Genomic DNA, 20,737 nt, shown 5'->3' with positions numbered 1-20,737 from the left:
CATCACCACCCCGAAGTGTAGACCGTGTTGTAACTCCCAGTTACAGTTCTACCCATGAGTATCCTCCAAGGCCTACGTGGCGGGCTCGCGAACGGCGTCCCGTCCGGCGAGTCGCGTGATCCGATCGGGTTCGCCGTGGCCGGTCTGCGCAAGCTCTCGCAGAGCCCTGCGCTCGACCGGCTCGGTGTCCGCAAGCAGACCGAGCAGGTCGTCTTCACGGTCACCCGCAGCGGGTTCAAGACGATCGCGGCGACCAGCCGTGCGTTCAAGAAGAAGGGCAAGCAGGGCGCCCCGGGCGTACGCGTGCCCAACGCCATCCCGAAGGGCGTCTTCGACCTGACCCCGAGCGAGGACGAGCAGATGCTCGTCGACGTGGTCACCGAGTTCGCCGCCGAGGTCGTACGTCCCGCCGCGGCCGAGGCCGACGAGGCCTGCGCCGCGCCGGACGAGCTGCTCAAGTCGAGCCTGGAGATCGGGCTGCCGATCCTGGGGGTCCCGGAGGAGCTCGGCGGCATCTCCGAGACTCGCTCCGCGGTGGCCGGCACGCTGGTCGCCGAGGCGCTCGCCAAGGGCGACCTCGGTCTGGCCGTCGCCGCCCTCGCGCCCGGCTCGGTCGCGACCGCCCTGGGTCTGTGGGGCACCGACGAGCAGCAGCAGACCTACCTGCCGGCGTTCACCGAAGGCTCCGTCCCCGCTGCGGCGTTCGCGCTCAACGAGGACAGGGTCCTCTTCGACGTGCTCTCCCCGTCGACCACGGCGACCCGGACCGCCGACGGGTTCGTCATCAACGGCGCCAAGTCGCTGGTCGCCCGCGGTGCCGAGGCCGAGCTCTTCGTGGTCGGTGCCGCCCTGGACGGCAAGCCGGTCCTGTTCCTCATCGAGTCCTCGACCGAGGGCCTGAGCATCGAGTCCGAGCCGGCGATGGGTGTGCGCGCCGCCTCGCTGACCAAGCTGACCCTGACCGACGTGAAGGTCTCGGCGACCGCCGTCCTGGGCGAGACCGACGGCTCGACCTACACCGAGGCCGTGCGGCTGTCCCGGCTCGCCTGGTGCGCGCTGTCCATCGGCGTCGGCCAGGCCGTCCTCGACTACGTGACGCCCTACGTCAAGACCCGCGAGGCCTTCGGCGAGCCGATCGCCCACCGCCAGTCGGTGGCGTTCATGGTCGCCAACATCGCCATCGAGCTGCAGGCGATGCGGCTGGTGACCTACAAGGCCGCCAGCCGGGTGGCCCAGGGCATCGACGCGACCCGCGAGATCGCGCTGGCTCGCAAGCTGTGTGCCGACAAGGGCATGCAGATCGGCCTCGACGGCGTCCAGCTGCTCGGTGGCCACGGCTTCGTCAAGGAGCACCCGGTGGAGCGGTGGTACCGCGACCTGCGTGCGATCGGGATCATGGAAGGCACGGTGCTGGTCTGATGGCCATCAATCTGGAAGACCCCAAGAAGCTCAAGCCGCTGCGCGAGCAGGTCCATCAGGTCGCGATGAACATGCTGCGACCGATCTCGCGCAAGTACGACAAGGCCGAGCACGAGTACCCCACCGAGCTCGACATGCTCGCCGCCATGGCCGACGGTCTGGCCGAGTCCGGGCAGGGTGAGGGCGCGGGCGCCACCGGTGTACGCCGTGACTCCAAGCCCGACGACGGCAAGGTCAAGAACGGCGCCAACATGTCCTCGGTCCTCTCCGTCTCGGAGATGTGCTGGGGCGACGTCGGGCTCACGCTCGCGATGCCGCGCCAGGGCCTGGGCAACTCGGCCATCGCGTCGGTTGCCAACGACGAGCAGCATGAGCGCTTCGACGGCATCTGGGCCTCGATGGCGATCACCGAGCCCGGCACCGGCTCCGACTCGGCCAACATCAAGACCACCGCCACGCTCGACGGCGACCACTACGTGCTCAACGGCGAGAAGATCTTCGTCACCTCCGGTGACCGGTCCGACGCGGTCGTGGTGTGGGCGACGCTCGACAAGGAGCTCGGCAAGGCCGCGATCAAGTCGTTCGTGGTCGAGAAGGGCACGCCGGGGATGAAGGTCGAGCGTCTCGAGCACAAGCTCGGGATCAAGGCCTCCGACACGGCCACGATCACCTTCACCGACTGCCGGGTGCCCGCGGAGAACCTCCTCGGTTCGCCGGAGGTCAACGTCAAGGAGGGCTTCGCCGGCGCGATGGCCACCTTCGACAACACCCGTCCTCTGGTCGCCTCGATGGCGGTCGGCTGCGCCCGGGCGGCGCTCGACTACACCCGCGACCTGCTCGAGAAGGCCGGCGTCGAGATCGACTACGACCGGCCGGCCCACCTGCAGTCGGCGGCCGCGGCGAAGTTCATCCAGCTCGAGTCGGACTACGAGGGCGCCTATCTCCTCATGCTCCAGGCCGCCTGGATGGCCGACAACCGCCAGCCCAACTCCAAGGAAGCCTCGATGGCCAAGGCCAAGGCCGGCCGGATGGGCTCGGACGTGACGCTGTCCTGCGTGGAGCTGGCCGGCACCATCGGCTACTCCGAGGGTGAGCTGCTGGAGAAGTGGGCCCGCGACTCGAAGATCCTCGACATCTTCGAGGGCACCCAGCAGATCCAGCAGCTGATCGTGGCGCGCCGCGTTCTCGGGCTCTCGTCCGCGGAGCTGAAGTAGAACCCCTGGGCCGACTCGGCTCGTCCTGACCAGAATCCATGCCGAGTCGGCGCGTCAGAACGCGCCGACTCGGCATCTGGTTCTCGGGGTGACGGTAGGGTCACCGGCCGTGAGCGTACTCGTGGTGTCGGCGACCAAGGCCGAGGCGGCCCATGTTCCTTCCGGACTCAAGGTGGTGATCACCGGGATGGGGAAGGTGGCGTCCGCATCGGCCGTCTCGCGGGTGCTGGCGGCCGACAAGACCATCCGGCAGGTCGTCAACATCGGTTCGTGCGGTGCGCTGCGTGACGGTCACGCCGGGATCTACGAGGTCGGGACCGTGCTGAACCACGACTTCTCGTCCGCCGCCATCCGGGCGCTGGGTCACCAGGTCGAGGACGCGCTGGAGGTCGGGGAGTCGGACATCGTCTGTGCCACCGGCGACCTCTTCGTCACCGACACGGTCGTACGCGCCGAGCTCGCCCGCCGCGCCCACCTGGTCGACATGGAGGCCTTCGCCGTCGCCTGGGCCTCCCGGGAGGCCGGAGTCCCGGCGCGCATCGTCAAGCACGTCTCGGACAACGCCGACGAGAGCGCCCTCGACTGGGCCAACGTCGTCGACCGCTCCGCCCGCGAGCTGGCGGACTGGCTGTCCGCTCACGTTCTGTGAAACCGCATCCCTGCCCGGTCGGTGGTGGGAGCATGAGTCCGACTCTGTCGACCCGACGGAAGGATGCTCATGATCGTTCGCTACTGGCGGGGCTGGACCACTCCCGCGAACGCGGATGCGTACTTCAAGGTGCTCACCGAGCAGGTGATCCCGGGGATCGCCGCGCGCGCCATCCCGGGGGTGGAGGGACCGGTCGTCCTGCGGCGGGACCTCGGGGACGAGGTCGAGTTCGCGACGGTGATGACCTTCGCCGACGAGGACGGGGTCGCCGCGTTCGGCGGCGCGGACGGTGCGGCGGTCGTGCCCGCGGCGGCTCGCGAGGTGCTGTCGCGGTTCGACGAGTTCTCGGCGCACTACGAGGTGGCCGCAGGGACCGCGGCCGTCGCCCGACCGAGCATGTGACGTGCGCCCCTGCCGGGGCGTGTCGAAGCGACCCGATGCGAGGACCTACTCCTCGGTAGCATCACAATCCTCGGTGTGGACGCAACGCAATCGGGAGTGGTCGAGCTGCTCCGGTCCCGCCTCGGCGGGCACGGCGGGAACAAGGATGACGGGGCGACGCTGGCTCTCGTGATCGAGGGTGGCGGGATGCGAGGGATGCTGTCGGCGACCATGGCCGCGGTGCTCGCCGACCAGGGCATCGTGGACGCGGTCGACCTGGTGGTCGGCACCTCCGCCGGTGCCGCCAACGCGACCGCGGTCGCGGCCGGGACCATCGGCGCATTCAGCGAGTCGTACGCCTCGGTCTTCGCCTCGCCCGAGTACATCGGCGCCGGGCGGATGCTGCGGCGCAAGTCGATGGTGGACACCCGCGGGATCACCGCCCGCTCGGCGGAGCTGTTCGAGTGGTCGCTCGCGCTGCGTGAGGCGGCGCCCCGGCTGGCGGCGGTGGCCACCGACGTGGTGACCGCGAAGGCGGTCCCGCTCACCGACTTCACCGGTCCCACCGACCTCACCGACTCGGTGATCGCCTCCAGCCAGCTGCCCCTGGCCGGCGGTCTCCCGGTGACCGTACGCGGCCGCCGCTGGCTCGACGGCGGGCTGGTCGAAGCGGTCCCGGTCGCCTCGGCGGCGGCGCTCGGGGCGACGCACGCGATCGTGCTGGTCACCCGGCCCTTCGGGACGGCGCCCGCCTACGGGCCGGCCGACCGGGTCATCGAGCGCTATCTGCACCGGGTCAACCCCGAGCTCGGCGACCTCTATCGGGGCCGGCCGGAGCGCTACCGCAGCACGGTCGCCCAGATGCGGGCCGGGAGCTACGCCGGTGTGAGCACGCTGACGTTCGCGCCCGACGCGGACGACCCGATCCCCGGTCGCACCGAGACCGACGTCGATCTGCTGCGAGCGGCGCGTGAAGCGGCCGCCGCCACCGCGACCCGGATGCTGGCGCAGGCGGGGCTGGCCTGAGGCAGCGTGCTCAGGCCACCGTCTCGGTGAACATCGCGCCGGCCGACGGCGTGGCGATCAGGTGCCCCGGGGCGCCGTAGCCCGCCTCGGCGAAGGCCTTGTCGATGGCCGCGCTGACCGTCTCGACGGCGTCGGTGGGGAGGATCGAGACGATCGAGCCGCCGAAGCCGCCACCGGTCATCCGCGCCCCGTCGGCACCGGCGTCGACCGCGGTCGCGACGGCCAGGTCGAGCTCGGGGACGGAGATCTCGAAGTCGTCGCGCATCGAGGCGTGCGAGGTGGCGAAGAGCTCACCGATCGCGACCCAGTCACCGCCACCCAGCGCGGTCACGGTCGGGTCGACGCGGGCGATCTCGGTGACGATGTGGCGCGCCCGACGGCGTACGACCTCGTCGCCGAGGGACTCGACCTGGCCCAGGGTGGCCTCGCGCAGCGAGCGCAGCCCGAGATCCGCGGCAGCCTTCTCGCACTGGGCGCGCCGGGAGGCGTAGCCGCCGTCGGTCAGCTGGTGCTTGACCCGGGTGTCGGTGACCAGGATCGTGCGCTCGCCGAGTGCCAGCGGGACGTTGCGGTGCGCACCGGAGTCGAAGTCGATCAGCAGGGCACCGCCGGCCTCGGCGAAAACGGCGACCGACTGGTCCATCCCGCCGGTCGGCGCCTTGGCAACCTCGGTCTCGGCCCTGATCCCGGCCGCGACGACCGCCCGCTGCAGGTCCTCGTCGAGAGCCCGGCCGGCGACACCCAGCGCCGCCACCGCGGTGGCGCACTCGACCGACGCCGAGGAGGACAGGCCGGCGCCGAGCGGGACCGAGGACTCCAGGTGCATGTCCAGGCCGCCGTTGACGAGGCCGGCCTCGCGCAGCGTCCAGAGCACCCCCGCGACGTACGCGGCCCAGCCCTCGATCTGCGGTCCGAGCTCGTCGATGTGGCCGGTGAACGGCTCCGGCTCCTGGGCGGATGCGATCCGGATGACGCCGTCGGTGCGCGGCGCGGCCGCCGCGTAGGTGGCGTGGGGGAGGGCGACCGGCAGCACCAGCCCGGCGTTGTAGTCGGTGTGCTCACCGATCAGGTTGACCCGTCCGGGCGCCCTCCCGACCACCGTGGCCTCGGCGCCGAAGGTGGTGCGGAGCGCCTCGGTCGCGCGGGCGGTGAGATCGGTCGGTTCGAGCATGGTGCAAAGTCTGCCGGGTGCGCGCGGCCCGCGACGACTCGGGTCTCAGTAGACCGCGATCACCCGGACCGTCGAGGTCCGTCCGGTGACGTCGAGGTTGCGCAGCACGCCGACCACGACCACGTTGTCGCGGTGCTCGAGCTCGTCGAAGTCCTCCTGCTTCCCGCGGCTGCCGACGTGCATGGTGATGGTGAGCCCGTGGCTCTTCTGCTCGAGGGTCCCGGTGTTGTCGCGCCCCTCGCCGACCGGGGCAGGGACCTCGAGCACCGCCTGGCGCAGGTCGGGGCCGGCGACGTTGAACTGGAGGAACTGGTCGTCGGTGTCAGTCCGGGCGACGAGGCCGGCGACACGGTTCAGCTCGGCGTCGGGCTCGTGCAGCAGCCCCCTGACCTGCAGCGCGGCCAGTACGTCCCCGACCAGGGTCTCCCTGGTGGGCTGCGCCTCCTCGGTGTACTTCTTGGCGAGCTCGCGGGCCTGCCTGGTCACCGCCTTGACCGGCGGGACGTCGATCCCGGCCTCGACACCGCCCGACGAGGTCCTGACGATCTCGCGGAGGCGGGACCCGACCTTGCCCCGGAAGAGCTGGGCGTGGAGCATCGCGATCCGGGTCTCGGAGAGGAAGTAATAGGTGTGGATCGGCCGGCCCTCGGGACCACGGGGCGGGCGTGGCTCCGGATCGTCCCCGGGGGCCCGCGAGCCGCGCGCGAGCGACCCGACGGCGCCGAGCACGAGCGACCCGACGGCGCCGACCGCCCATCCCCACGCACCGGTGGCGACGGCCGCACCGGCCAGCGGGACCGCGGCGACCGCCCCGGCACTGGTCCAGCCGGAGTTGATGATCCTGGTGAGGGTCGAAGCGGGCTTACTGGTAGTCACGGATCTCCTGGAAGATCTTGCGGAGGTCGGCGGCGTCCTCGGCCACCACGTCACGGCCGCCGGTGTGCTCGGCGAAGCCGACCAGCTGCTCGATGCTGGCCTCGTCGGAGGTGGCGGCGTCGCCGACGAGCACCACGTAGAGCGGCACCCCGAGATCGCGGTAGGCCGCCTCGTACTTCTTGCTGAGCTGGGCATAGGACTGCCCGCCGTTCTGCTCGCCGTCGGTCATCAGCACGATCGAGGTGGTGGCGCCCTCCTCGGGGGAGGCTTTGATGCCGGCGTAGGCGGCGTCGATCGCGTCGTAGTAGGCGGTGCCGCCGTCGCCGCTCAGCTCGCCGACCCGGTCGATGAGGTCGCCGAGCGCGTCGTCGCGCTCCGGCTGGTCGGCGACCACGACGGAGCCGAGGGGCCGGGCCTCGTCGGCGTAGGTGTAGACCGTGAGCCGCTCACCCTTGCGGAAACGCTTGAACTGGCCGCTGATCGACGTGTCGTCGCCGGCCAGACCCTCAAAGGCCCGCCGCAGCTGGTTCATCTTGATCTCGTCCATCGAGGCGGAGATGTCGAGCAGATAGGTCGTCCGGGTCTTGGGTGCGAACTCGTCGAAGTAGGTGAAGATCAGCTCGTCGATGGTGCCGAGGTCGTCGGGGAGCGGGAGCGTCTTGACGTCGTTGTCGGGCACGCCGGGGGAGGGCTCCACGCCCGTGCGACCCGGTCGGCGCCCGCTCGCCTCGCTCAGCTCCTCCTGCACCTGTGCCGTACGCAGCCACGCGACCGTCGTCTCGTACGCCTTCTGTTTCCCGGCGTCGATGAGCGTGACCGGGTAGGTGGCCTCGGTGGTGCCGTCGCTGGGGTAGACGATGTCGAGATCCTCGACCTGCTCTGCGAGCGCGAGCAGCTCGGACTCGTAGTTGAAGATCGCGTCGTAGGCCGTCGGGTTCTCGCCGAACATGTCCGAGAGCCACCCCGAGCTGGCCGCCCGGCCGAGCTGCCCGCTGAAGAGCTGGCGTACGTCCTCCCGGACCACGTCGACGTCCTCGCTCTGCAGCGGCGGCTCGGCGTCGAAGGCGGTGGCCACGCCGGCCAGCGTGGACAGGCCGGAGTTGGAGGAGGCGGGGCTGGTCATCAGGAATCCGAGCTCGCCGTCGGCGGAGCGGCGGGCGATCTCCTCCCAGGAGACCGGGGTGTCATCGGTCCAGCCGAGCCGGGTGGCGACGTCGTGGTGCACGCCGAGCACCACCGGTGAGCGCATGATCGGGTCGGAGGAGGTCAGGTCGTCGGTGCCCTTGGCCGCCAGCGCCAGCCGCAGGTAGTCGTCGGAGGCGAACCAGGCGGCGTCGTAGCGGTCGGGATCGGCCACGATCGCGTCGGCGGCCTCGAGGGTGCCGATGAACTCCGGCTCGAGCTCGACGTTGGTCTCCTCCTTCAGCTGCTTCACCAGCTTGCTCGGCTTGCAGCGGACCGGTGTGCCGGTCGACTCCTCGGCCCTGCTGGTGCCGCCGGCGCAGAGGATGTCGTCGAGCTCGGAGCCGGCCGCGATCCTCAGGGTCACCGGATCGGCCAGCTTGTCGGTCCCGGCGCCTCCCGGGAGCACGTTCGCGATCAGGAACCAGCCGAGCAGTGCCAGCCCCAGACCGCCTGCGAGGACGGTCGTCCACCCCGTGCGGTTCACCCGTAGCGCCTGCCTTCTCGTCTTGATCGGGCAGAGTCTAGGGACGCACGCGGAGCCTGCTGACCGGAATGAGAGCGGCGCAGCCAGATGTCGCCGGGCGTTCACCCGGCATTTGCCGGAGCCGGAGCCTCAGCCGCGAGAGGAGTTCCGCGAGCGGCCGCGGACGATGCCGATGAAGGTCTGCACCCGCTCGTCGTCGTTGTCGATCAGCCAGGCCAGGCCGACGGTGGTGGGCTCGATGCCGGTGACCGGCCGGAAGACGGCGTCCTTGCGGTGGTAGAGCCGGGCGATCGACATCGGCACGATCGCGATCCCGGTGCCGGCCGCGACCGTCTCGACGGCATCCTTCTCACTCATCGGCGGCCACGACATCTGCTCGGCGCTCGGTGTCCAGCCCCCGCGTTCGGGGATGACCAGCTGCTCCTCGGCGAGGTCGTCGAGGGCGACCTCCTCGAGCAGCGAGAGCAGGTGCTCGTGGCCCATCACCGCGACCGGCTGCTCCTCGTACAGCGGGATGCAGTGGAGGCCGTCGCGGTCCACGGGGAGGCGTAGGAGACACATGTCGAGCTCGCCCTCGCGCAGCAGCCGCTCCTGGTCCTCCTCGGTGACCGGGACCAGCTCGAGCCGCTCACGGCTGCGGTCTCGCCAGGTCCGGGCCCATTTGTCGGGGGTGGCTCCGGTGACGAAGCCGACGGTGAAGGTCACCTGCGCATCCTCCCATCATTCGCCCCTGAATCCCGTGCTGAAGAACGCAGCGTTCCTTGTTGCCGGGAAGTTTCTATCGTGTGACAGGTTTGCTAGGGTCGAAGACGTCAGCCGAGACCGGCTGCCGGACGAGGGAGCCGTACCCGGAGGCGCGACAAGACGGCCGTCTGGAGTGGGTCATGTCCTGGCTTTTTCTTGTTGTATCAGGTGTCCTCGAGGCCGTGTGGGCACTTGCCCTGGGTCGCACCGAGGGATTCTCGCGGCTGGTCCCCTCGATCGTCTTCGGCGTCGCCCTGATCGGCTCTCTGGTGGGCCTCGCGATGGCCATGCGCACCCTGCCGATCGGCACCGCCTACGCGGTCTGGGTCGGCATCGGCGCCGCGCTCACCGTCGGCTACTCGATGGTGGCGGGGGAGGAGGCGATCAGTCCTGTCCGCGTCCTGCTGATCGTCGCGCTCGTCGGCTGTGTCGTCGGGCTCAAGCTCACGCACTGACGGGTTTGGGGGCGGACACGTCCTCTGGCGCTTGACTCTTTCGATATGAGTGCGAAACTTACCCTCTCCGATGTTATCTATCGCACGACAGAAAAAGGCGATGCCACGGTGTCACAGATCTCGCCGCGCCCGGGTCGCGGCCGTCCACGGCTGCTCCCCGGAAAGATTGCGGCGAACCCCCGAGATCAGATCCTCGCTGCCGCTGCCGAGCTCTTCGTGAGCCGTGGCTATGCCGGCACCACCACCCGCGAGATCGCGGACGGTGCCGGGCTGAGGCAGGCCTCCATCTACTACCACTTCGGCAGCAAGGAGGAGATCCTCGCGGTGCTGCTCGAGCGCTCGGTCCAGGACCGGGTCGAGCAGGCCGGGAAGATCGAGGCCGGGATGGGGTCGGTCGAGCCCGACGTCGGCCTCTACGCGCTCGCCGTCAGCGACATGAGCGCGCTGGTCGCCATGCCCTACAACATCGGCATGCTCTACCGCCTGCCCGACGTCATCGCCTCACCCGTCTACGACCGCTACGGCCATCTCCGGGGTGACCTCGTCGCCGGTTACGGCCGGGCCGCGCAGCGCGCAGCGGGCGAGCGGGTCTCGGCGGCGAGCGGCGAACCCGGCCTCGGCGAGCTGGTCGTGCAGATGGTCGAGAGCGTGGTCAGCCTCCGCCGCGAGGACCGGGTCGGCAGCACGACCGTCGCCACGATCGCCGCGGCCTGTCTGCGGCTGTGCGGGGTCGCCGAGGACGCGATCGAGCAGGCCCGCGAGGCGGCCCTCACCGCGCTCGCTCGCGCCTGATCCTGCGCCCTCAGTGCATCCCCGGCTCGTGGGCCAGGTGCGTCTCGGGCTCGAGCTGGAAGGTGGAGTGCTCGACGTCGAAGTGACCGGCCAGGCAGGCCTGGACCCGGTCGAGGACCTTCGGTGCGCTGCCGTCGACGAAGCATTCCGGGCGCAGGGTCAGGTGTGCCGAGACCGCGGGCAGGCCCGAGGTGACCGTCCAGGCATGCAGGTCGTGCACCTCGACCACATGGTCGACGTCGAGCAGGTGCCGGCGCAGGTCGTCGACGTCGACCTCCGCCGGCGCCCCCTCGAGCAGGATCCGGCCGCTGTCGCGGAGCAGGCAGACGCCTGCGTACGTCATCAGGGCGACGACCACGAGCGAGGCCACCGGGTCGGCGCGGGTCCAGCCGGTGAGCAGGATGACGATCGCGGCGACCAGGGTGCCGATGAAGCCGTAGAGGTCGTTGAGGACGTGCTGGTAGGCGCCCTCGACGTTGAGCGAGGTGCGGTTGGCGCGCGCCATCAGGGCGGCCGCGAGGATGTTGACGGCGCAGCCGACGAGCGCGACCACGAACATCGGCCAGCCTTCGGCGTCGGGCGGGTCGATCAGGCGTCGGATGGCCTCCACGGCGACCACCGCGGCGAAGACGATCAGGGTGATGCCGTTGAGTGCGGCGGAGAGGATCTCGGCGCGCTTCCAGCCATAGGTCCACTGGCCGTGCGCCGGCCGCGCGGCCAGCCGCATCGCCCACAGAGCCGCCGCGATCGCCCCGACATCGGTCAGCATGTGGCCGGCGTCGGCCAGCAGCGCGAGCGAGTCAGCGAGGATCGCGACCGTCACCTCGCCGATCAGGAACACACCCAGGAGCGACATCGCGGCGATGAGGTAGCGCCGGTCCGCCGCGGGTGAGATGTGGTCGCGATCGTGGCCCATGCTCATCGATCCTAGGCCGGAATTCCGGTTCTCGGCCGCGCCGTCCCGTGGCAGGGTGACCGGCATGTCGCTCGCCGAGAACTTCCTGTCGCTGCACCTGCCCGGACGCCCGCTGCTGATGCCGAACGCCTGGGACGCGGGCTCGGCCAAGGTCCTGGCCTCGCTGGGCTTCCCGGCCCTGGCCACGACCAGCAGCGGCTACGCCGCGACCCTCGGGCGCCTCGACGGCCAGGTCACCCGCGACGAGGTGATCGCGCACGCCACCGCGCTGGTCGAGGCGGTCGATGTGCCCGTCTCCGCCGACCTGGAGGCGGGCTTTGCGGGCACCACGACCGAGGTGGAGGAGACGTTCCGGCTCGCCGTGGCCGCCGGTCTGGCCGGCGGGTCCATCGAGGACTACGCCGGGATCGAGAAGGACACCATCTACTCCGTCGAGGAAGCCGCCGAGCGGGTGACCGCCGCGGCCGGCGCCGCCGGTGACGGCTTCGTCCTCACCGCCCGCGCCGAGAACCACATCCGCGGCCGCGACGATCTGGACGACACGATCGCCCGCCTCCAGGCCTATCAGGAGGCCGGCGCCGATGTGCTCTTCGCGCCCGGAGTCATCGCCGTCGAGGACGTACGCCGCCTGGTCGACGCCGTCGACCGCCCGGTCAACGTCCTGCTGCTGCCGGGCGGCCCATCGGTCCCGGAGCTGGCCGAGGCCGGCGCGGCGCGCATCTCGGTCGGCGGCGCGTTCGCCTTCGCTGCCCTCGGTGCGGTCAAGCGGGCAGCGGAAGAGCTTCTCGGCGCCGGCACGACGAACTACTCGGAGCTGGCGGCCGAGGGTGCCAAGGCGTTTCGCAACGCTGGTTGACTGGCACCGTGATCGATGAGCTGAGGGTCGTCCGGGCGGGGTTCGCGCCGATCAAGGGGACCAGGCACCTGCCCCACGACCGAGCGGTGCTCGACGCCCAGGGCGTCGTGGGAGACCGGGGCCTCGCGCTGGTGGCGGTCGACGAGACCGACCCGGCCCGCGGGCGGGTGCTGCGGACCGTGCAGCACCCCACGCTGGTCGCGGTGCGGGCGGAGGTGGCCGGCGACCGGCTCGAGGTCGAGCTGCCTGACAAGGAGTCCGTCACGGCGGAGCCGGTCGCGACGGGTGAGCGGCTCACCTGCGACTACTGGGGTCGGGAGGTCGAGGTGGAGCTGCTCGGCGGCCCGCACGCGGAGCTGTTCTCGAGGTGGCTCGACCGGCCCGTGCGGCTGGCCCGTGCCCGACGCGGTGACGTCGTCTTCGCCGGCGCGGTGTCGGTGGTGACCACGGCGTCGCTGCGCGACCTCGCCCGGCAGGCGGGTCAGGACGCCTTGGATGCGGCGCGGTTCCGGCCGAACCTGGTGGTCGAGACCGATGAGCCCTATGCCGAGGACAGCTGGCTCGGACGGGAGATCCGGGTCGGCGGGGCGACGCTCCGGATCGGTGTGCCCATCCCGCGCTGCGCCGTGATCGACATCCATCCGGAGACGGGGGAGCGGGACGTACGGCTACTGAAGACGCTCGCCTCGCACCGCCCGCTCAACCGGGCCGGCGAGCCGGCATTCGGGGTCTTCGCCGAGGTGGTCACGTCCGGCGTCGTCGGCCCGTAGTCGGCCGCACAGGCAACGCACAGGAACACGCCAGCGCGGACTCAGGTGGAGTGCGTACGCTCCTAGGGTGGATATGCAATCGCTGTTGTCGCGCGACTCCGTGAAGGTCGCCCTCGTCGTCAACGCCGGCTCCCGCCGGGGAGCGGACGCGCTGGATTCCGTGGAGGAGAAGCTTCGGTCCGCCGGGATCGAGGAAGTCCGTTCCTATGCAGTCCACTCGGGGGAGGAGCTGGAGGCCGCGCTGGACGAGGTGGCCGCCGAGAAGCCGGACCTGTTGGTCATCGGCGGCGGTGACGGGTCGGTGAGCGCTGCCGCCGGCCGCGTCGCCAACACCGATGTCGTGCTCGCCGTCATCCCGCTCGGCACCGCCAACGACTTCGCGCGCACGCTCGAGCTGGAGCTCGAGCCGGAGGCTGCGATCCAGCAGTTGCTCGAGGGCAAGGTCATCAACGTCGATGTCGGCAGGGCAAACGGCCACGCCTATCTCAACGTGGCCTCCTTCGGTCTTTCCGTCGCGGTGACCGAGGCGCTGAGCCCGGGGATGAAGAAGCTGATCGGACCCGCGGCCTACCCGGTGGCGACACTGAAGGCCTACCGCGATCACACCCCCTTCACCGCACGGCTGGAGTTCCCGGAGGGCGACCACGAGACGGTCGAGTTCGAGGACCTGCTCCAGGTCGCCGTCGGGAACGGCCGCCACTACGGCGGCGGCAACACCGTCTCGCCCAATGCCTCGGTCGACGACGACCTCCTCGATGTCTACGCGATCATGCGAGGCAAGCTGAGCGACCACGTCTCCATCGCCCGGCTGCTGAAAAGCGGCCATTTCGTCGAGCACGAGCAGGTGCATCACGTGACCACCCAGGCCGTGCGGATCACCACCGACGAGCCGATGCCGGTCAACCTTGACGGCGAGATCCTCACCGAGACGCCGGCCCACTTCACGCTCGAGAGCAATGCCCTCCACGTCGCCGTACCGATGCGTAGTCGCGCCGGCCGCCTCGACGGCCCGCCGCCGGACGCCAGCGACGAGCGGGCCGAGGCGTAGACCGGACCCTAGGGGCGCCCGGCCCTCGGCACGTCGACCCGGATGGCCAGCAGCCGTGCCTCCGTGTTGGCCTTGCGCTGATCCTCGAAGAAGTCGGGCGCGGCGCAGGCGTACAGCGTCTTCCCGTCGCTGCCACCCAGCATGCACGCGAAGACGCCGCCGCCCGGCTCGATCTGCTCGAGGATCTCGCCGCCCTCAGCGACCCTGACCAGCCTGCCGAAGACCCCGTCGGCGGTCCACACGGCGCCCTCGGCGTCCAGACAGCAGCCGTCGGGCGCGAGCACGGCATCGCCCATCGCCTCCGCGAAGGCGGTGTGCGTGGTGAGCTCACCGAACTTCGCCCACGTACGCCGGTTGCTCAGCGACCCGTCCTCCGCGATGTCGAAGGCGCTGATCCGGTTGCCGCAGGTCTCGTCGACGATGAGGGTGCCGTCGTCGGTGATCACGCTGCCGTTGGGGAACCACATGTCGTCGGCCACCTCGGTCACCGTCCCGTCCGGGTCGACGCGCAGCAGCACCGTCGGCGCCACGTCGGCGCCGGCCATGATGTCGAAGCCGAAGTTCCCGATGTACGCCCTGCCCTGCTCGTCCACCACCATGTCGTTGAGGTGGTGGCTGACATGGCTGCTGAGGTCGGCATGGGTCACCAGTGATCCGTCCGTCTCGCGTCGCAGGATCCGGCGATCGCGCATCGAGACGACCAGGAGGTGGCCGTCGGGGAGCCAGCCCAGCCCCGACGGCTGCCCCGGCACCTCCGCCTCGACCCGGAGATCTGACCCGTCCTCCTGGGCCGAATAGACCTTGTGGGAGTAGAAGTCCACGAACCAGATCCGGTCCTCGTGCCAGCGCGGGCACTCCAGGAAGTGCAGGTCCTTCACAACGGTAGTGATCTCTCGGGCCATGTCTGTGCTCCTCGGGTCGTCGTCGACTGCCCCCATCATGCCGAGAAGTCAGGTACGTCGGGCGAGAAGTCACTGACGTCGGCCGAGATGCCACCTCGGTGCCATCTCGGCCGACGCACGTGACGCCTCGGCTACTCCTCGAGCCGCCAGGCCGCCTTGAGGGAGAGCTGGCCGCCGGTCTGGAGCAGGGCGCGGCTGTAGAGACGCTCGGCCAGGCGTACGAGGGCGACGCCGAAGGCGAGGAGCAGGACCACGGCGATGATCGGCTCCCACCAGGCCGCGGTGCCTTCGACCAGGCGCATCGGCATGAGGACGGCCGAGAGCGGGGGGACGTACGATCCGATCTGCTCGCCGACGCCGTCGAGGTAGAGGGCGCCGAAGAACATCACCATGAGCAGCATCGTGATCGGGGTGGAGGAGGACTGCAGGTCCTCGGTGCGGGAGGCGAGCGCGCCCGCGACCGCCCACAGGGTCGAGAGCACCACGAAGCCGATCAGGAAGAAGACCACGAACCAGCCGATCGCGCCGGACAGGGCCGGTAGGGCGAAGCTGAACTCGGTCAGGCTCAGGCCGACGAGCCCGACGGCCACATAGATGAGCATCTGCCCGACGGCGATGACGGCGTTGCCGATGATCTTGCCGGCGAGCAGCTGCCGCAGCGGTACGGCGGCGGCGATCATCTCCACGATCCGCGACTGCTTCTCCTCCACGACGCTGTTGGCCAGCGTCATCCCGAACATGATCGAGGCGAAGTAGAAGACGATCGCGAGGGCGTACCCGACGATCCACCGGATGGCGCTCAGCTCGCTGTCGCCCTCGATCTGGTCGAACGCGACCTGCGCTCCTTCGGTGAGCACGGCCGCCGAGGTGCCCGCCGCCTGGGCGTTGCCGGCGAGGACGATCTCCTGGACCGCCTGATCGACTACGTCGCGAAGGTCGGAGTCGGCCTCCTCGAGGCTGACCAGGGTCCACCCGTCCGAGGTCGCCCGCAGATACGCGTCGGCCTGCTCGTCCTCGAGAGCGTGCCGGGCGGCGTCCTCGTCGGCGACCTCGACCGGCTCGATGCTCACCAGCTTGTCGATGTCGCCGGCCCGCTCGGCGACGCCCTCGACCATCGCTTGCGAGGCCGTGGAGGAGTAGGCGAGGTCGTAGGTCTTCTCGCGGCTCTCGCTCCACGCGGTGAAGCCGAGCACGCCCACGATCACCGCGAGCATGACCGCGGTGCCGATCAGGGTCGACTTGTCGGTGGCACGGACCGCGATCTCGCGGCGGGCGACGATCTGCCACACGGGCTGGCTCCTGGGCTTCGTCCTCATGCGGTGACCTCCCGGTAGATCTCGGACAGGCGGGGTACGACGCGGTGGAAGTCGAGCACGTTCCCGCGGCTGGTGGCCTCGGTGAGCAGCTTCTGCTCGGCGCCGGGGGAGACGACCTCGATCTCGGCCTCGGGGCCGGAGACGTCGCGGACGTGGAGGCCCGGCAGGTCGCGTACCCAACCGGCGTCGCCGTCGAGGACGAGCCGGTAGCGGAGCGCGGTGTCGGCGCGCAGCTCCTCGCCCGTCCCCTGGGTGACCACCCGGCCGCGGGCCATCACCACCAGCCGGTCGCACAGCCGGTCGACGAGGTCGAGCTGGTGAGAGGAGAAGACGACGGGTACGCCGTCGCGAGCGTGCTCGCGCAGCAGGTCGGCCATCGCGTCGATGGCGTCGGGATCGAGCCCGGAGAAGGGCTCGTCGAGGATCAGCGCCATCGGCGCGGGGACGAGAGCGGCGATGATCTGGACCCGCTGCTGGTTGCCCAGGGACAGCTTCTCCAGCGGATCCTTCATGCGACCGCCGAGGCCGAACCGCTCCAACAGCGCGGAGATCTCCCGGCGCGCGTCGGCGGTGGACATGCCGCGCAGCCGCGCCAGGTAGACCAGCTGGTCCAGGATCGGCTGCTTCGGATAGAGACCGCGCTCCTCGGGCATGTAGCCGAACCGGCGCCGGTCCTCGCGGGTGACCTCGTGGCCCTGCCAGGACACCGTCCCGGCGTGCGCGGCCAGCACCCCCATGATCATCCGCATGGTGGTGGTCTTCCCGGCACCGTTGCCGCCCACGAACCCGGTGAGCCCACCGGACGGGACCGGGAAGGACACGTCGTCGACGGCGACCATCTCACCGAAGCGACGGGTCAACCCGCTGACCTCGAGCATCGAATCTCCTCTGCGTTGGGAACGAACGGGGCCCACGCTATTTCAGCCCCGCGCCCGGCGGATCCGTCGCGAGGATGAACTCGCCCTCACCCGTTGGGCGGGCCGGCCGGAAGAAGACCGTGGCGGTGGATGAAGACCACCGTCTGCACCCTGTCGCGCAGCTGCAGCTTGGCCAGGCAGGCCGACACGTGGGTCTTCACGGTCGCCTCGGTGAGGAACAGCCGGCGGGCGATCTCGTTGTTGCTCAGGCCCTCGCCGATGAGCAGCAGCACCTCGCGCTCGCGGGCGGTGAGCAGGGCGAGCTCCTTGGGCGGCTTCGTCCTCGGAGTCGAAGGGGCGTTGTCGCTGGTCACCCGCCCGATCACGCGCATCGTGACCTCCGGGGCGAGCAGCGCGTGGCCGTCTGCCGCGGCCCGCACCGCCTCGGCCAGCGAGTCGGGGTCGGCGTTCTTGAGCAGGAAGCCGCTGGCGCCGGCGGCGAGTGCGTCGAAGAGATAGTCGTCGCGGTCGAAGGTGGTCAGGATGATCACCTTGGCGTGCCCCTCGGCGACCACCGTACGCGTCGCCTCGATGCCGTCGGTGCCGGGCATCTGCACGTCCATCAGCACCACATCAGGCCTCAGCTCGCGCGCCTTGGCGATGGCGTCGGCGCCGTCGGAGGCCTCACCGACCACCGAGATGTCGTCCTCCAACGAGAGGATGAGTCGGAATCCCGAGCGCACCAGCTGCTGGTCGTCGGCGAGCAGCACCCGGATCACGCCGGCACCCCCGTCTCGATCGGGAACCGCACCCGCACCCGGAACCCCTGCACGGCCCTGGGTCCGATGTCGACCTCCGCCTTCCGGATGGCCGCCCGTTCGCGTACGCCGAGCAGACCCAGTCCGCTGCCGGAGGTGCCGTGCCGGGGCCGGCCGTTGTCGGTGACCTCGACCTCGGCGTACGGCGCGGCCGACGCCCGGTCGACACGGAGGACGACCTGGGCGCGGTCGGCGGTGGAGTGGCGGCGTACATTGGCCAGCGCCTCCTGGACGATCCGGTAGACCGAGTGCGCCAGCGGCAGCGAGAGGTCCTCGACCGGCCCCACGGCCTGGTAGTCGACCCGCAGCCCGCTCTCGCGTACCTCGTCCAGGAGCGCGGGCAGGTCCTCGAGGCGCGGCTCCGGGCGGCGTACGCTCTCGGCCTCCGTCTCCGTCTCGCCGGCCGGGTCGCGCAGCGTGCCGAGCAGGGAGCGCATCTGGGTGACGCCCTCGCGCGCGGAGGTCTCGACGTTGCCGAGCGCCTCGGCAGCGCCCTCGATGTCACCGGGACGGCCGCGTTCGAGCAGCTTGCGCCCGGCTGCGGCCTGGACGCCGACGACCGCGACGTGGTGGGCGACCACGTCGTGCAGCTCGCGCGCGATGCGCAGGCGCTCGTCGATGACCGCGCGGCGCTGGAGCTGCCCGGACTGGGCGGCGATGGTCGCGGCCTGCTCGGCGAGCTCGGCCTTCTGTCGTGCGCCCCGCCAGGCGACCTGGCCGCCTACGATCGCGCCGGCGAAGTAGAGCAGGTTCATCATCGTGGTGAGCAGGACGTAGGCGGTCACCGGGCCGATGAGCGTGGAGCCTTCGGCGTCGGCGGTCGCCTCGCGGATCTCGTCGATCCCGCTGCCGACCGCGAACTGCCAGGAGAGCCAGGCGAACATGAACAGGGTGATCAGCCCCATCACGACCACCATGTCCCGCCGGCGCCGTGCCCAGGCCGCGCCGGCGAAGAAGGCCACGAAGTAGATGATCTGCATCGGCAGCAGCCCCATCACGGTCGGGAGCCACACCCCGGTGACGAACATGTGCAGCCCGGCCAGGAGCGCGACCGTGAGCGGGAAGCGCCGCCTGAAGACGAGCAGCGCCGCGCCGACGACCACGGCCGTCCACTCGACCCACGTCGGTGCGTCGCTGGAGTCGAGCGTCCCGACTCCCCGGATCAGCTCCAGGGTGGCCAGGCTCGAGACCAGCACGATCGCACCGACGAGCCAGTCGCCGAGCGTGATCGAGCCCTCCCGCTCCCAGTCGTCGTCGGTCGCGAAGAAGGTCGCCAGCCGGCCGGGCGAGCCGGAGGTGTCATGCACAGTCACCCGGCCAACCCTAGTTCGGCCGGCGGACCAGGTCCTCAGTCTCGAGTCGGAGTCCGACCCCGCTGGTCGAGCCGCGAGGCCGCCTGCGGCCGAGCGTGTCGAGACCAACACGGTCCCATCGAGCGCCGAGGGGACTGTGTTGGTCTCGACACGCCTTCGCCTAGCGGCTCCGGCGGCTCGACCGACGGTGGAGACTCAGCGGCTGCCAGCAGCCCGCTGGCGCTTGCGGGCACGCGAGCCGGGGCGGCTCTTCCGGTTGCCGGTGCCCTCGCCGGCGGGGCGGCGCGGCGGCTGGGTGACGACCGGGACGAACGGGCCGGGGCGGCTGCGCTCGCCCGGAGCCAGCTCGACCAGGATCGGGTGGCTGGGGCCGTCGAGGCGGGTGGTGGTCGGCTTGATACCGGCGGCCCGGGTCAGGGTGCGGACGTCCTTGACCTGGTCGGGCAGCATCAGGGTGACCACGGTGCCGGAGGCGCCGGCGCGGGCCGTACGCCCGGAGCGGTGCAGGTAGGCCTTGTGCTCGGCGGGCGGGTCGGCGTGGACGACGAGGGTGACGTCGTCGACGTGGATCCCGCGGGCCGCGATGTCGGTGGCCACCAGCGTGGTCGCCCGGCCGGAGTGGAACGCCTCCAGGTTGCGCACGCGGGCGTTCTGGGAGAGGTCGCCGTGGAGCTCGACGGCCGGGATGCCGGCGCGGCCGAGCTGGCGGGCGACGCCCTTGGCGCCGTGCTTGGTGCGGGTGAAGACGACGGTGCGGCCCGGAGCGGCGGCGAGGTCGGCGAGCACAGGGATGCGGTGCTCGCGGGCCGAGAGATGCAGCACGTGGTGCTCCATCTCGGCCACCGGCGACTGCGCCGAGTCGGCCTCGTGGATGACCGGCTGCTGGAGGAACTGCTTGACCAGCACGTTGACGCCCTTGTCGAGCGTCGCGCTGAACAGGAGGCGCTGGCTGCCCTTCGGCGTCATCGCCAGCAGGCGCCGCACGGCGGGCAGGAAGCCGAGGTCGGCCATGTGGTCGGCCTCGTCCAGGACGGTGACCTCGATCGAGGACAGGTCGGCGTGACGCTGCGAGATCAGGTCCTCAAGGCGGCCGGGGCAGGCGAGCACGACGTCGGCACCCTTGCGCAGGCCGATGACCTGCGGGTTCTGCCCGACACCACCGAAGACGGTCTGGACGCTCAGGCCGGCCTCTGCGGCGAGCGGCCGCAGCGACTCCTCGATCTGGCGGACCAGCTCACGGGTCGGGGCGAGCACGAGCGCCCGCGGCTTGCCGGACTTCGCCCGGGCGCCACCCGCGAGGCGGGCGACGAGCGGAAGCAGGAAGGCGTACGTCTTGCCCGACCCGGTCCGCCCGCGACCGAGCACGTCGCGCCCGGCGAGGGAGTCCGGCAGGGTCGCGGCCTGGATCGGGGTGGGGGAGGTGATGCCGTGGTGGTCGAGGACGGCGGTGAGGTCTGCGGGCACGCCGAGCGCGCTGAAGCTCTGCTGAGACAAGGAGGAGTCAACTTTTCAAGCGAGGTGTCTCGCCATAATGAGTTGATACCG

21 protein-coding genes and 1 riboswitch are annotated in these 20,737 nt (G+C 70.8%); of the genes, 10 read left to right on the top strand and 11 right to left on the bottom strand.

Translation table 11 applies throughout. The features are described from left to right. Positions 1 to 54: 54 nt before the first annotated feature. The 5 genes from ACFV9G_RS08780 (at position 55) to ACFV9G_RS08760 (ending at position 4,689) form a co-directional block, all read left to right on the top strand. On the top strand, positions 55 to 1,419 hold the full coding sequence (locus ACFV9G_RS08780) for an acyl-CoA dehydrogenase family protein (protein WP_378726822.1): 1,365 nt from the start codon (positions 55 to 57) through the stop codon (positions 1,417 to 1,419). Then, complete coding sequence (locus tag ACFV9G_RS08775) at positions 1,419 to 2,633, top strand: acyl-CoA dehydrogenase family protein (protein WP_378726820.1); 1,215 nt, start codon at positions 1,419 to 1,421, stop codon at positions 2,631 to 2,633. Before ACFV9G_RS08780 ends, ACFV9G_RS08775 begins: the two co-directional genes overlap by 1 nt. Before the next feature lie 109 nt (positions 2,634 to 2,742). Next, a complete protein-coding gene (locus ACFV9G_RS08770; RefSeq protein ID WP_378726818.1) occupies positions 2,743 to 3,282 on the top strand; it encodes a nucleosidase in 540 nt (179 codons plus the stop codon). Positions 3,283 to 3,351: 69 nt separating this feature from the next. Continuing rightward, a complete protein-coding gene (locus ACFV9G_RS08765; RefSeq protein WP_378726816.1) occupies positions 3,352 to 3,684 on the top strand; it encodes a hypothetical protein in 333 nt (110 codons plus the stop codon). Positions 3,685 to 3,759: 75 nt separating this feature from the next. Next, positions 3,760 to 4,689 (top strand): patatin-like phospholipase family protein, encoded by a 930-nt coding sequence (locus tag ACFV9G_RS08760; protein WP_378726814.1) that lies wholly within the window; start codon positions 3,760 to 3,762, stop codon positions 4,687 to 4,689. Positions 4,690 to 4,699: 10 nt separating this feature from the next. On the opposite strand, the gene galK is transcribed toward ACFV9G_RS08760, so the two are convergent. The 4 genes from galK to ACFV9G_RS08740 form a co-directional block, all read right to left on the bottom strand. Further along, the gene (gene galK / locus ACFV9G_RS08755; protein ID WP_378726812.1) at positions 4,700 to 5,860 is read right to left on the bottom strand and encodes a galactokinase; all 1,161 of its coding nucleotides are present in this window, start codon (positions 5,858 to 5,860) and stop codon (positions 4,700 to 4,702) included. Positions 5,861 to 5,905: 45 nt separating this feature from the next. After that, a complete protein-coding gene (locus ACFV9G_RS08750) occupies positions 5,906 to 6,736 on the bottom strand; it encodes a hypothetical protein (protein WP_378726810.1) in 831 nt (276 codons plus the stop codon). Beyond that, a complete protein-coding gene (locus tag ACFV9G_RS08745) occupies positions 6,723 to 8,405 on the bottom strand; it encodes a VWA domain-containing protein (protein ID WP_378726808.1) in 1,683 nt (560 codons plus the stop codon). Before ACFV9G_RS08745 ends, ACFV9G_RS08750 begins: the two co-directional genes overlap by 14 nt. Positions 8,406 to 8,534: 129 nt before the next feature. Beyond that, positions 8,535 to 9,110: a LysR family substrate-binding domain-containing protein gene (locus ACFV9G_RS08740; RefSeq protein ID WP_378726806.1), complete on the bottom strand. Its 576-nt coding sequence runs from the start codon at positions 9,108 to 9,110 to the stop codon at positions 8,535 to 8,537. Between the two features lie 104 nt (positions 9,111 to 9,214). Further along, a riboswitch (guanidine-III (ykkC-III) riboswitch) is annotated at positions 9,215 to 9,278 on the top strand. A gap of 11 nt (positions 9,279 to 9,289) precedes the next feature. Between ACFV9G_RS08740 and ACFV9G_RS08735 the strand changes: the two genes are divergently transcribed. Together ACFV9G_RS08735 and ACFV9G_RS08730 are read left to right on the top strand one after the other, a co-directional pair. Beyond that, positions 9,290 to 9,604 carry a DMT family transporter gene (locus tag ACFV9G_RS08735; RefSeq protein WP_378726804.1) on the top strand — a complete coding sequence of 105 codons (315 nt, stop codon included), beginning with the start codon at positions 9,290 to 9,292 and terminating at the stop codon, positions 9,602 to 9,604. A gap of 108 nt (positions 9,605 to 9,712) precedes the next feature. Then, positions 9,713 to 10,396, top strand: a complete 684-nt coding sequence (locus ACFV9G_RS08730) for a TetR/AcrR family transcriptional regulator (RefSeq protein WP_378726802.1) — start codon at positions 9,713 to 9,715, stop codon at positions 10,394 to 10,396. Between the two features lie 10 nt (positions 10,397 to 10,406). Here the strand turns inward: ACFV9G_RS08730 and ACFV9G_RS08725 are convergent, their stop codons facing one another. Then, entirely contained in the window at positions 10,407 to 11,318 is a 912-nt protein-coding gene (locus tag ACFV9G_RS08725) for a cation diffusion facilitator family transporter (protein WP_378726800.1), read from the bottom strand. A gap of 58 nt (positions 11,319 to 11,376) precedes the next feature. On the opposite strand from ACFV9G_RS08725, the gene ACFV9G_RS08720 reads away from it, so the two are divergent. From ACFV9G_RS08720 to ACFV9G_RS08710, 3 genes are all read left to right on the top strand, one after another. Next, positions 11,377 to 12,168 (top strand): isocitrate lyase/phosphoenolpyruvate mutase family protein, encoded by a 792-nt coding sequence (locus tag ACFV9G_RS08720; RefSeq protein ID WP_378726798.1) that lies wholly within the window; start codon positions 11,377 to 11,379, stop codon positions 12,166 to 12,168. An 8-nt stretch (positions 12,169 to 12,176) separates the two neighbouring features. Then, positions 12,177 to 12,938 (top strand): MOSC domain-containing protein, encoded by a 762-nt coding sequence (locus ACFV9G_RS08715; RefSeq protein WP_378726796.1) that lies wholly within the window; start codon positions 12,177 to 12,179, stop codon positions 12,936 to 12,938. 73 nt (positions 12,939 to 13,011) lie between these two features. Continuing rightward, a complete protein-coding gene (locus tag ACFV9G_RS08710; RefSeq protein ID WP_378726848.1) occupies positions 13,012 to 13,986 on the top strand; it encodes a lipid kinase in 975 nt (324 codons plus the stop codon). Positions 13,987 to 13,994: 8 nt separating this feature from the next. Here the strand turns inward: ACFV9G_RS08710 and ACFV9G_RS08705 are convergent, their stop codons facing one another. The 6 genes from ACFV9G_RS08705 to ACFV9G_RS08680 all read right to left on the bottom strand — a co-directional run bounded on the left by ACFV9G_RS08705 (position 13,995) and on the right by ACFV9G_RS08680 (position 20,686). Further along, entirely contained in the window at positions 13,995 to 14,888 is an 894-nt protein-coding gene (locus ACFV9G_RS08705) for an SMP-30/gluconolactonase/LRE family protein (protein ID WP_378726794.1), read from the bottom strand. A gap of 131 nt (positions 14,889 to 15,019) precedes the next feature. Beyond that, a complete protein-coding gene (locus tag ACFV9G_RS08700) occupies positions 15,020 to 16,204 on the bottom strand; it encodes an ABC transporter permease (protein ID WP_378726792.1) in 1,185 nt (394 codons plus the stop codon). Continuing rightward, positions 16,201 to 17,082 carry an ABC transporter ATP-binding protein gene (locus ACFV9G_RS08695; RefSeq protein WP_378726790.1) on the bottom strand — a complete coding sequence of 294 codons (882 nt, stop codon included), beginning with the start codon at positions 17,080 to 17,082 and terminating at the stop codon, positions 16,201 to 16,203. Before ACFV9G_RS08695 ends, ACFV9G_RS08700 begins: the two co-directional genes overlap by 4 nt. Positions 17,083 to 17,168: 86 nt before the next feature. Continuing rightward, complete coding sequence (locus ACFV9G_RS08690; RefSeq protein WP_378726846.1) at positions 17,169 to 17,837, bottom strand: response regulator; 669 nt, start codon at positions 17,835 to 17,837, stop codon at positions 17,169 to 17,171. Further along, complete coding sequence (locus tag ACFV9G_RS08685) at positions 17,837 to 19,192, bottom strand: sensor histidine kinase (RefSeq protein ID WP_378726788.1); 1,356 nt, start codon at positions 19,190 to 19,192, stop codon at positions 17,837 to 17,839. The genes ACFV9G_RS08690 and ACFV9G_RS08685 overlap by 1 nt, the downstream gene beginning before the upstream one ends. Positions 19,193 to 19,387: 195 nt before the next feature. Then, entirely contained in the window at positions 19,388 to 20,686 is a 1,299-nt protein-coding gene (locus tag ACFV9G_RS08680) for a DEAD/DEAH box helicase (RefSeq protein ID WP_378726786.1), read from the bottom strand. Positions 20,687 to 20,737 lie beyond the last annotated feature (51 nt).

Source organism: Nocardioides sp. NPDC059952, assembly GCF_042730435.1.
In the GTDB taxonomy this organism is placed as follows: domain Bacteria; phylum Actinomycetota; class Actinomycetes; order Propionibacteriales; family Nocardioidaceae; genus Nocardioides.
This window is presented reverse-complemented; position numbering and strand designations above follow the sequence as displayed.

Bases quoted from the DNA above. Each gene is read 5' to 3' on its own strand.
- ACFV9G_RS08780 (WP_378726822.1), top strand. From the start codon at position 55: ATGAGTATCCTCCAAGGCCTACGTGGCGGGCTCGCGAACGGCGTCCCG.
- ACFV9G_RS08775 (WP_378726820.1), top strand. From the start codon at position 1,419: ATGGCCATCAATCTGGAAGACCCCAAGAAGCTCAAGCCGCTGCGCGAG.
- ACFV9G_RS08765 (WP_378726816.1), top strand. From the start codon at position 3,352: ATGATCGTTCGCTACTGGCGGGGCTGGACCACTCCCGCGAACGCGGAT.
- galK (WP_378726812.1), bottom strand. From the start codon at position 5,860: ATGCTCGAACCGACCGATCTCACCGCCCGCGCGACCGAGGCGCTCCGC.
- ACFV9G_RS08735 (WP_378726804.1), top strand. From the start codon at position 9,290: ATGTCCTGGCTTTTTCTTGTTGTATCAGGTGTCCTCGAGGCCGTGTGG.
- ACFV9G_RS08725 (WP_378726800.1), bottom strand. From the start codon at position 11,318: ATGAGCATGGGCCACGATCGCGACCACATCTCACCCGCGGCGGACCGG.
- ACFV9G_RS08720 (WP_378726798.1), top strand. From the start codon at position 11,377: ATGTCGCTCGCCGAGAACTTCCTGTCGCTGCACCTGCCCGGACGCCCG.
- ACFV9G_RS08710 (WP_378726848.1), top strand. From the start codon at position 13,012: ATGCAATCGCTGTTGTCGCGCGACTCCGTGAAGGTCGCCCTCGTCGTC.
- ACFV9G_RS08705 (WP_378726794.1), bottom strand. From the start codon at position 14,888: ATGGCCCGAGAGATCACTACCGTTGTGAAGGACCTGCACTTCCTGGAG.
- ACFV9G_RS08700 (WP_378726792.1), bottom strand. From the start codon at position 16,204: ATGAGGACGAAGCCCAGGAGCCAGCCCGTGTGGCAGATCGTCGCCCGC.
- ACFV9G_RS08695 (WP_378726790.1), bottom strand. From the start codon at position 17,082: ATGCTCGAGGTCAGCGGGTTGACCCGTCGCTTCGGTGAGATGGTCGCC.